Source organism: Streptomyces sp. 8K308 (genome assembly GCF_004348315.1).
GTDB lineage: Bacteria > Actinomycetota > Actinomycetes > Streptomycetales > Streptomycetaceae > Streptomyces.
In genome coordinates this window covers 1-9,436 of record NZ_SMKC01000280.1, presented here as the reverse complement: position 1 = coordinate 9,436, position 9,436 = coordinate 1, and the positions used below count along the sequence as shown (strand labels likewise).

7 protein-coding genes are annotated in these 9,436 nt (G+C 73.5%); 1 reads left to right on the top strand and 6 read right to left on the bottom strand.

The features are described 5' to 3' along the window. The first annotated feature begins 607 nt into the window (after nt 1–607). Nucleotides 608–1,975 (top strand): endo-1,4-beta-xylanase, encoded by a 1,368-nt coding sequence (locus E1265_RS28075; protein ID WP_132933795.1) that lies wholly within the window; start codon nt 608–610, stop codon nt 1,973–1,975. Nucleotides 1,976–2,186: 211 nt separating this feature from the next. Here the strand turns inward: E1265_RS28075 and E1265_RS40430 are convergent, their stop codons facing one another. From E1265_RS40430 to gatC, 6 genes are all read right to left on the bottom strand, one after another. Next, nucleotides 2,187–5,159, bottom strand: a complete 2,973-nt coding sequence (locus tag E1265_RS40430) for a helix-turn-helix transcriptional regulator (protein ID WP_279571470.1) — start codon at nt 5,157–5,159, stop codon at nt 2,187–2,189. 110 nt (nt 5,160–5,269) lie between these two features. Further along, nucleotides 5,270–5,464, bottom strand: coding sequence for a hypothetical protein (locus E1265_RS28065; RefSeq protein WP_132933794.1), 195 nt, complete (start codon nt 5,462–5,464; stop codon nt 5,270–5,272). Between the two features lie 183 nt (nt 5,465–5,647). After that, entirely contained in the window at nt 5,648–7,156 is a 1,509-nt protein-coding gene (gene gatB / locus E1265_RS28060; RefSeq protein ID WP_132933793.1) for an Asp-tRNA(Asn)/Glu-tRNA(Gln) amidotransferase subunit GatB, read from the bottom strand. 41 nt (nt 7,157–7,197) lie between these two features. Further along, the gene (locus E1265_RS28055) at nt 7,198–7,443 is read right to left on the bottom strand and encodes a hypothetical protein (RefSeq protein WP_132933792.1); all 246 of its coding nucleotides are present in this window, start codon (nt 7,441–7,443) and stop codon (nt 7,198–7,200) included. Then, a complete protein-coding gene (gatA, locus tag E1265_RS28050; protein WP_132933791.1) occupies nt 7,440–8,933 on the bottom strand; it encodes an Asp-tRNA(Asn)/Glu-tRNA(Gln) amidotransferase subunit GatA in 1,494 nt (497 codons plus the stop codon). The genes E1265_RS28055 and gatA overlap by 4 nt, the downstream gene beginning before the upstream one ends. 5 nt (nt 8,934–8,938) lie before the next feature. After that, a complete protein-coding gene (gene gatC / locus E1265_RS28045; protein ID WP_132933790.1) occupies nt 8,939–9,235 on the bottom strand; it encodes an Asp-tRNA(Asn)/Glu-tRNA(Gln) amidotransferase subunit GatC in 297 nt (98 codons plus the stop codon). Nucleotides 9,236–9,436: the final 201 nt, after the last annotated feature.

The following is a 9,436-nucleotide window of genomic DNA, read 5'->3' as shown; positions in this document are numbered from 1 at the left end:
GGCTCACCCGCCCCTCGGGGTCTTGTTCCTGGGAGGCGAGGCGGGCCTGGGCAGCGGCACCCCGGCGGGCCTCGTTGGCCAGGCGTTCCCTGGCCGCCTCCCGGTGCAGTTCCTCGATCCTGGTCCGGACGGCGTGCAGTTCGTGGTACATGGCGCGTTCTCCGCTTCGGTGTGCTGTCGCTCGTTCGCGATGCCTCCACACTCCTCGCCAAGGAGGGGCCGCCGCATCGGGCACCTTGCGGAAGTCGCCGCACCCCCGGGTCCTTAGGCGCCGGTTCCGGGGCGCCCAGGGGGCCTTAGGCGGCCCGACGGCAGGCTCGGAGCTTTCCGGAGCAGTCACTGAAAATTTTCGGAGGCTCGGCACTCACCGCGTGACCTGCGGTGAATCGTCGAACACGCTTCATCGCAGGTCATTGGTGATCTAGAGACGCCGATCGACCGTGATCCCACTCGGAAATATTCCGGAAGGATCCGTTGACGGTGGGCCTCAGCGGGCGCATACTCCCGTTCGATCGTTGCCTCACGCCATGGCGCCGTCGCTCTCCGGGACCCGAGCGCGGCTCCTACAGCCGCGGCAGTAGACCCATCCACCGACCGAGGGGTAGCAATGATCAGCCCGTCTTCAGGCACCTTACGCAGCTCGTGGTCACGCGCCAGGCGCGCGCTGGTCGTGGCCACCGCCGGCCTCCTCGCGGCGGCAGGCCTCATCGCCCTGCCGAACACCGCCGACGCCGCCACCACACTGGGCGCCTCGGCGGCCGAGCGCGGCCGCTACTTCGGCACCGCGGTGGCCGCCAACCGGCTCGGCGAGGCCGCCTACGCGTCCACGCTGAACACCGAGTTCAACAGCGTCACGGCCGAGAACGAGATGAAGTGGGACGCCACCGAGCGCACCCGCAACTCGTTCACCTTCGGCGCCGCCGACCAGATCGTGAACCACGCCCGCTCCCGGGGCATGCGGGTCCGCGGCCACACCCTGGTCTGGCACTCGCAGCTGCCGAGCTGGGTCGGCGGCCTGAACGCCAACGACCTCAGGGCCGCGATGAACAACCACATCAACCAGGTGATGGGCCGCTACCGGGGCCAGATCGACTCATGGGACGTGGTCAACGAGGCGTTCCAGGACGGCAACAGCGGCGCCCGGCGCAGCTCGCCCTTCCAGGACCGGCTCGGGAACGGCTACATCGAGGAGGCGTTCCGCACCGCCAGGGCCGCCGACCCCAACGCCAAGCTCTGCTACAACGACTACAACACCGACGGCGTCAACGCGAAGAGCAACGCGGTCTACAACATGGTGCGCGACTTCAGGGCGCGCGGCGTGCCGATCGACTGCGTCGGCTTCCAGTCGCACTTCAACAGCGCCTCGCCGGTGCCCAGCGACTTCCAGGCCAACCTGCAGCGGTTCGCCGACCTCGGCGTCGAGGTGCAGATCACCGAGCTCGACATCGCAGGCTCGGGCACCGCCCAGGCCAACAGCTACTCCCGGGTGGTGAACGCCTGCCTGGCCGTCTCCCGCTGCACCGGCATCACGGTGTGGGGCGTCACGGACAAGTACTCGTGGCGGGCCAGCGACACCCCGCTGCTGTTCGACGGCAACTACAACAAGAAGCCGGCGTACACGGCGGTGCTGAACGCGCTCAACGCCTCCGGCGGCGGAGGCGGCGCCGCCGGCTGCACGCTGACCTACACGGAGACCCAACGCTGGGGCGACCGGTTCAACGGTCAGGTCACCGTGACAGCCGGCTCCGCGCCCATCAGCGGCTGGACGGCGACCGTGACCGTGCACTCCCCCCAGCGAGTGTCGACCACCTGGCACGGCTCCCCCACCTGGGACAGCAGCGGAACCGTGCTGACGATGCGGCCCAACGGCAACGGCGCGCTGTCAGCGGGCGGCTCGACCAGCTTCGGCTTCACCGTGATGGCCAACGGCAACTGGACCGCGCCCACGCTCGGCTCCTGCGTGGCGACGGCCTGAGGACCGCCACCCCCCACCGGGCGCGGCGGCGGCGCCGACCGCCGCCGCGCCCACCCACGCGACTCAACAGGTCGGGTGAGGTCCGCCGCGGTTCGCCGCGCCCTGAAGAGGGCGCGGGCCGTAGCGTTGGGAGGCTCCGCCACGTGGCGCGACCAGCCACGACGGTGCGGCGGCCGATCGACGACACAGCGCGCCACTTCCAGCGGAGCGCTCAGCGCTCGACCGGCACCGGCACGAGACGGAGCCGGTGGGCCAGGGCCGCCGCCTCGCCCCGGCCCGAGACCGCGAGCTTCGCCAGGATGTTGGAGACGTGCACGCTGGCCGTCTTCGGCGAGATGAACAGTTCCTCGGCGATCTGCCGGTTGCTGCGGCCGAGGGCCACCAGGGCCAGCACGTCCCGCTCGCGGCGGGTGAGGTTGAAGGAGTCGGCCGGGGCGGGGGGCTCGGCCGGCTCCGGCGGCAGCAGCGAGAGCCCGGCCCTGGCCGCCAGCCGCGCCACCCGCTCGCGCAGCGGCGCGGCCTCCAGCGCGAGGGCGGTCTCCCCAGCCTGGCGCAGCGGCTCCACGGCCAGCTCCCGCGCCTCGGCGCCGCCCTCGGACAGCAGCGCCTCGGCCCAGCCGAGCCGGGCCACGGCCAGGTGGTGGGGCAGCTGGAACGGTTCGAGCGCCTCGACCGCCTCCGCCCAGCGGGCCTCCGCCGGCCGGCCCTCGGCCCGCTTCAACTGGGCGTCGACCAGGTGTCCGAGCGCCGCCCACACCGGTATCGCGCGGGGCGCGAACGTCATCGCGTCCCTGATCGCGGCCACGGCGGCGGGCCGGCCCTCGGCGGCCGCCGGCAGCCCCCGGCTCTCGGCCTCGACGGTGGCCGCCGCGAGGAACACCTCCCAGCCGTGGTAGGCCGTGAGGGGCGGGAAGCCGCCCGCCATCGCGGCCCGAAGCGTCGCCCTGACGTCCGCGATCCGGCCCTCGGCCACGGCCAGCTCGACCTCGACCCGGGCCAGGCTCACGGCCATCCTCGGGTTGAGGTCCGGGGTGTCGATCTCCGCGCGGACGGCGGCCAGGCCGCGCCGGGCCGCGGCCACCTCCCCCCTCAGCAGCGCCAGGTGTGCGGCGGCGAGCCGGGCGCCGGCGCGCGGCCTGGGGTCGCGCGCCTGGCGGAGGGCGGAGGCGGCGGCCGCCTCCGCCTCCGGCCAGCGGCCGAGCGCGATCAGCGCCTCGGTCTGGTTGGCCGCGAGCCAGCCCACGGTGTCCTCCAGGTCGTAGCGGCGGGCGATCACCATGCCGCGCGCCACGGCCTCGCTCGCCCGCTGGAACTCGCCGACCTCGCCCAGCGTGGCCGCGTAGTTGACCAGCGAGCGGGACATCAGGTTGACGTCGCCGCCCTCGATCACCCGCTCGATCACCGCGCTCATCTCGGCCAGCCCACCGGTCACGTCCCCGGAGTCCGCCAGCAGGCACCCCCGGGTGAACCGCGCGTACAGCTCGGTGCGCTCCGCGCCCACCAGGCGGGCCATCTCGACCGCGCGCTCCGCCGTCTCGAAGACCTCGGGGCTCGGCAGGTCCAACGTGTTGCGGGCCGCGACCTGGGCCAGGATCTGCGCGTGCACCACCGAGGGAGCCAGGCCCTGGACCAGCTCCCTGGCCCGGTCGAGCTCGGCCTGCCCGTCGCTCCGCCCGAGGCCGCCCCGCGCCCGGGAGCGCTGGAGCCAGAACCAGGCGGCGCGCAGCGGATCGGCGCGGGCGTCGAGCACCCGCAGGGCGCGCCTGCTGAGCGCGAGCACCCGGTCCTTCTCCTCCGCGAGCACCGCGGCCATGGTGGCCTCGGCCAGCAAATCGGGCTGGTCCACCGCCCGGCCGGGCGCCTCGGCATCCGGGTAGGCCCAGATCGGCTCCACGGGACGCAGCCCGGCGAGCACCGGCTCCGGCGCCGAGTCCCACAGCTCGAGCGCGCGCTCGAGCAGCCGCAGCTGCTCCGCGTAGGCGTAGCGTCGGCCGGCCGCCGTCGCCGCCGCCAGCACCGCGGGGAGCGCCTTGGCGCCGTCCCCGGCGTGGAACCAGTAGCTCGCGAGACGGGCCGCCCGCTCACCAGCCGGCACCAGGCCGCGCTCGGCCTCCAACGCCTCCGCGAAGCGGCGGTTGAGCCTGGCCCGCTCGCCCGGCAGCAGGTCGTCCACCACGGCCTCGCGCATCAGCGCATGCCGGAAGCGGTAGCCGTCGCCGTCCTCCGTGGGCACCAGCAGGTACGTCCCGACGGCGGCCCGCAGCGCGGCGAGCAGCTCAGGCTCCGGCAACCCCGCCACCTCGGCGAGCAGCGCGTGCTCCACGGACGAGCCCGCCTCCGCCACGACCCGCAGCAGCTCCTGAACCACCTCGGGCAGCGCCTCGACCCGCACCAGCAGCAGGTCGCGCAGGGACTCGCTGAGGCCACGCCCGGCGCCGCCGTTGGCCGTCAGCTCCTCGACGAAGAACGGGTTGCCCTCCGAGCGCTCGAACACCGAGCGGGCCAGCGCCGGCTCCGGCGTCCCGCCCGTGATCCCGGCCATCTGCGCCGCCACCTCGGCGTCGCTCAGCCGGGACAGCTCGATCCGCCGGACCGAGCGCAGCCGGTCGAGCTCCGCGAGGAACGGCCGCAGCGGGTGGCGACGGTGCAGGTCGTCGGCGCGGTAGGTGGCGAGCAACACGAGGCGGCTGCGCTGCACCGAGCGGAACAGGTAGCCGAGGAGCTCCCGGGTGGAGCGGTCCGACCAGTGCAGGTCCTCGACGGCCACCACGAGACACCGGTCGGTGGCCAGCCGCTCGAGCAGCCGGGCCGTCAGCTCGAAGAGCCGCACCCGGTCAAGGGTGTCCCCCGAGGCCGGGCGTGCCTCCTCGCCGAGCTCGGGCAGCAGCCGGGCCAGCTCCCCGAGCTGCCCGGTCGCCGCCTCGGCCAGCCGAGGCCCCAGCTGCCGGTGCAGCGAGCGCAGCACGGCGGCCACCGGCGCGAACGGCAGGCCGTCCGCGCCGAGCTCGACGCAGGAGCCGACCGCCGTGACGGCGCCGGCGGCCCTGGCCGCCGCCAGCACCTCGTCCAGCAGGCGCGACTTGCCGATGCCGGCCTCGCCGCCGATCACGAACGCCTGTGGCTCGCCGCGCCCGGCGCGGGCGAGGCCGGCCGTCAGCTCGGCCAACTCGCTCGCGCGGCCCACGAAAACGGGACTGACCCGACGGCTCTCCACAGCACCGAGAATGGCATGCCGGACCGACGGCCCGGTACCGCTTATCGCCACGGGCAGAGCCCCGACCGCCGGCCCGACGCTCACGCCACCGCGATCCGACCCCGGCGCCCCGTGCCCCGGGCGGACGCCGGCTCACCCGCCTCCCCGGTGCGCCGTTCCTCGTCACGGGCGGCCCTGGCTGCCCGGGACGCCCGCTGTTCCTCGGCCGCCCGCTCGAGGTCGGCGGCGCGCTGTCGATGGAGCTCCTGCCCGAGCAGCTGCTCGAGTCCGGTCATCCTGGTTCCCTCCCTGGGATTCCGCTGCCTGCCAGCAGCCCCAACGCTCCTCTCCCAGGGGTCCCGCGCGCATCGGGCGATCGCCGCGTTCCCTGCCGCCCACGCGCTTAGTGCGAAGGCCCCCGGCGCACGCCGGGGGCCTTAGACACGGCCTCGCTCCGCCTCAGACGCGGCGGAGCTGCCTTACTCGGTGACGCCGAGCCGCTCCAGGATCAGCTCGCGGGCCCTGGCCGCGTCGGCCTGCCCCCTGGTGGCCTTCATCACCGCGCCGACCAGCGCGCCGGCCGCCGCCGTCTTGCCGCCCCGCACCTTGTCCGCGACGGCCGGATTGGCGGCGATCGCCTCGTCGACGGCGGCGCCGAGCGCGCCCTCGTCCTTGACGATGCGCAGCCCGCGCTGCTCGACGATCACGTCGGGATCGCCCTCGCCCGCCAGCACGCCGTCAATGACCTGCCGGCCCAGCTTGTCGTTGAGCTCGCCGGCGGCCACCAGCGTCGCAACCCTCGCCACCTGCGCCGGGGTGATCGGCAGCGAGGCGAGCTCGACGCCCTGCTCGTTTGCCCGGCGGGCGAGCTCGCCGAGCCACCACTTGCGGGCCGCGGCCGCGTCGGCACCGGCCTCGATGGTGGCGACGATCGGCTCGACCGCGCCCGCGTTGAGCACCGACTGCATCTCGTGCGCCGAGACGCCCCACTCATCGCGCAGCCGGTTCCGCCTGGCCAGCGGGGTCTCGGGCAGCTCGGCGCGCAGCCGCTCCACCCACTCGCGTTCGGGGGCGATCGGCACCAGGTCGGGCTCGGGGAAGTAGCGGTAGTCCTCCGCCTCCTCCTTGACCCGGCCCGAGGTGGTGGTGCCGTTGTCCTCGTGGAAGTGGCGGGTCTCCTGCACGATCGTGCCACCGTCGCCGAGCACGGCCGCGTGCCGCTGGATCTCGAACCTGACGGCGCGCTCCACGCTGCGCAGCGAGTTGACGTTCTTGGTCTCACTGCGGGTGCCGAAGGCCTCCTGGCCGTGTGGGCGGAGTGACACGTTGACGTCGCAGCGCAGCTGGCCCATCTCCATCCGGGCCTCGGAGACGCCGAGGGCCCTGATGAGCTCGCGCAGCTCGGCGACGTAGGCGCGGGCCACCTCGGGAGCGCGGTCGCCGGCGCCGACGATCGGCTTGGTGACGATCTCGATCAGCGGGATGCCGGCCCGGTTGTAGTCGAGCAGCGAGTGCCGGGCGCCGTGGATGCGCCCGGTCGCGCCGCCGATGTGGGTGGACTTGCCGGTGTCCTCCTCCATGTGGGCGCGCTCGATGCCGACCCGGAAGACCTCGCCGTCGGCCAGCTGGACGTCCAGGTAGCCGTCGAACGCGATGGGCTCGTCGTACTGGGAGGTCTGGAAGTTCTTCGGCATGTCCGGATAGAAGTAGTTCTTCCGGGCGAAGCGGCACCATTCGGCGATCTCGCAGTTGAGGGCGAGACCGATCCGAACGGCGGACTCGACGCCGGTCGCGTTGACGACCGGCAGCGAGCCCGGCAGGCCGAGGCAGGTGGGACAGGTCTGCGAGTTGGGCTCCGCGCCCAGCGTGGTGGCGCAGCCGCAGAACATCTTGGTCTTGGTGCCGAGCTCGACATGGACCTCGAGGCCCATGACGGGGTCGTAGGACGCGAGCGCGTCCTCGTACGACACCAGGTCAGTGACGGTCACGGGAGAAGTACCTTCCGGATGCGTGCGTGGCGTACCGCGGCTCAGTCGCGCTCGTCGGCGAGGACGTCGCCCTCGTCCCGCGCCATCCTGCGCAGCTCGCGGGCGAGCAGCGCGACGCCGGTGACGATCGAGGCGGCCGAGACGAGGGCGTCGGCGAGCCTGAGCTTGTCGCCCTCGCTGCGGGCCTCGCGCAGCTGGCGGGAGACGCTGACCACGCCGAACAGCGTGGTGCCGATGGACAGGTAGGTGCTGGCCTTGGACTTCGGCTTCTTCTTGCCGATGCTCATAGCGCGGGTGCCTCCTCCAGGATCGGATGTCCCCAGCGTGCCTGGAACTCGGCCTCCACCGCCGCTCCGACGCGGTACAACCGATCGTCGGCCAGCGCCGGAGCGATGATCTGAAGACCCACCGGAAGCCCGTCCTCGTCGGCCAGACCGCAGGGCAGGGACATCGCGGCGTTGCCGGCCAGGTTCACCGGGATGGTGCACAGGTCGGCGAGGTACATCGCCATCGGGTCGTCTACCCGCTCCCCGATCGGGAACGCGGTGGTCGGGGTGGTCGGCGACACCACGACGTCCACCTGCGCGAAGGCCCGGTCGAAGTCGCGGGCGACCAGGGTGCGCACCTTCTGGGCGCTGCCGTAGTAGGCGTCGTAGTAGCCGGAGGACAGGGCGTAGGTGCCCAGCATGATCCGTCGCTTCACCTCGGGGCCGAAGCCGGACTCGCGGGTGAGTGAGGTGACCTCCTCGGCCGACCTGGTGCCGTCGTCCCCGACGCGCAGGCCGTAGCGCATGGCGTCGAACCGGGCCAGGTTCGACGAGCACTCGGACGGCGCGATCAGGTAGTACGCGGCGAGCGCCTTGTCGAACGAGGGGCAGGACAGCTCCACGATCGTGGCACCGAGCCCGCGCAGCAGTTCGACGGACTCGTCGAAGCGGTTCAGCACGCCCTGCTGGAAGCCCTCGCCACGGAACTCCCGGACCACGCCCACCCGCAGGCCGGCCACCGAGCCGGTGCGGGCGGCCTCGACGACCGGCGGCACGGACGCGTCGATCGACGTCGAGTCGAGCGGGTCGTGGCCGGCGATCACCTCGTGCAGCAGCGCGGCGTCGAGCACGGTGCGGGCGCAGGGCCCGCCCTGGTCGAGGGAGGACGAGAAGGCCACCATGCCGTAGCGGGAGACGCCGCCGTAGGTCGGCTTGACGCCGACCGTGCCGGTGACGGCCGCCGGCTGGCGGATCGAGCCGCCGGTGTCGGTGCCGATGGCGAGCGGGGCCTGGAACGAGGCGAGCGAGGCCGCGGACCCGCCGCCGGAGCCGCCGGGGATCCTCGTCAGGTCCCACGGGTTGCCGGTCGGGCCGAAGGCGCTGTTCTCGGTGGACGAACCCATGGCGAACTCGTCCATGTTGGTCTTGCCGAGGATGACGACGCCGGCGGCCTTCAGACGCTTCGTCACGGTCGCGTCGTAGGGCGGGATCCAGCCCTCGAGGATCTTCGACCCGACGGTGGTGGGCACGCCCTCGGTGGTGAAGATGTCCTTGAGCGCGAGCGGCACGCCGGCCAGCGGGCCGAGCGGCTCGCCGTTGGCCCGCTTCTCGTCCACGGCACGGGCCTGGGCGAGCGCGCCCTCGCGGTCCACGTGCAGGAAGGCGTGCACCTTCTCGTCGACGGCGTCGATCCGCGCGAGGTGAGCCTCGGCGACCTCGACGGCGCTGACGTCGCCGGCGGCGACGCGGGCGGCCAACTCGGCGGCGGTGAGACGGATCAGATCGGCCACGGTGGTCACTCCTCCCCCAGGATCTGCGGCACCTTGAAACGCTGCTGCTCGTGCGCGGGGGCACCGGAGAGCGCCTGCTGCGGGGTCAGGCTCGGCCTGACCTCGTCGGGGCGCATCACGTTGGTGAGCGGCAGCGGGTGGGAGGTCGGCGGAACGTCCTCGGCGGCGACATCGGCGACGCGGGCGACCGCGCCGATGATGTCGTCGAGCTGTCCGGCGAAGTGGTCGAGCTCCTCGTCGGTCAGCTCCAGACGCGCCAGCCGGGCGAGGTGGGCGACCTCCTCGCGCGTGATGCCAGGCATGTGGCGATCCTCTTGCTCGTCGCGGGCTGGGTTTGCGGCCCCAATCCTATGACCGTGCGGGGGCGGGCCGCTCCGCGATTCCGGCCTGGCGGCCTCAGCGCCTCGCCACGCCGCCGCGCTGGCGCTCCGCGCGGGGCGGGGCGGCGAGGTGCGGCGCCGCGCGCCGTCGCTCCGCGCGGGGTTCGTTCCCCACCCACCCGC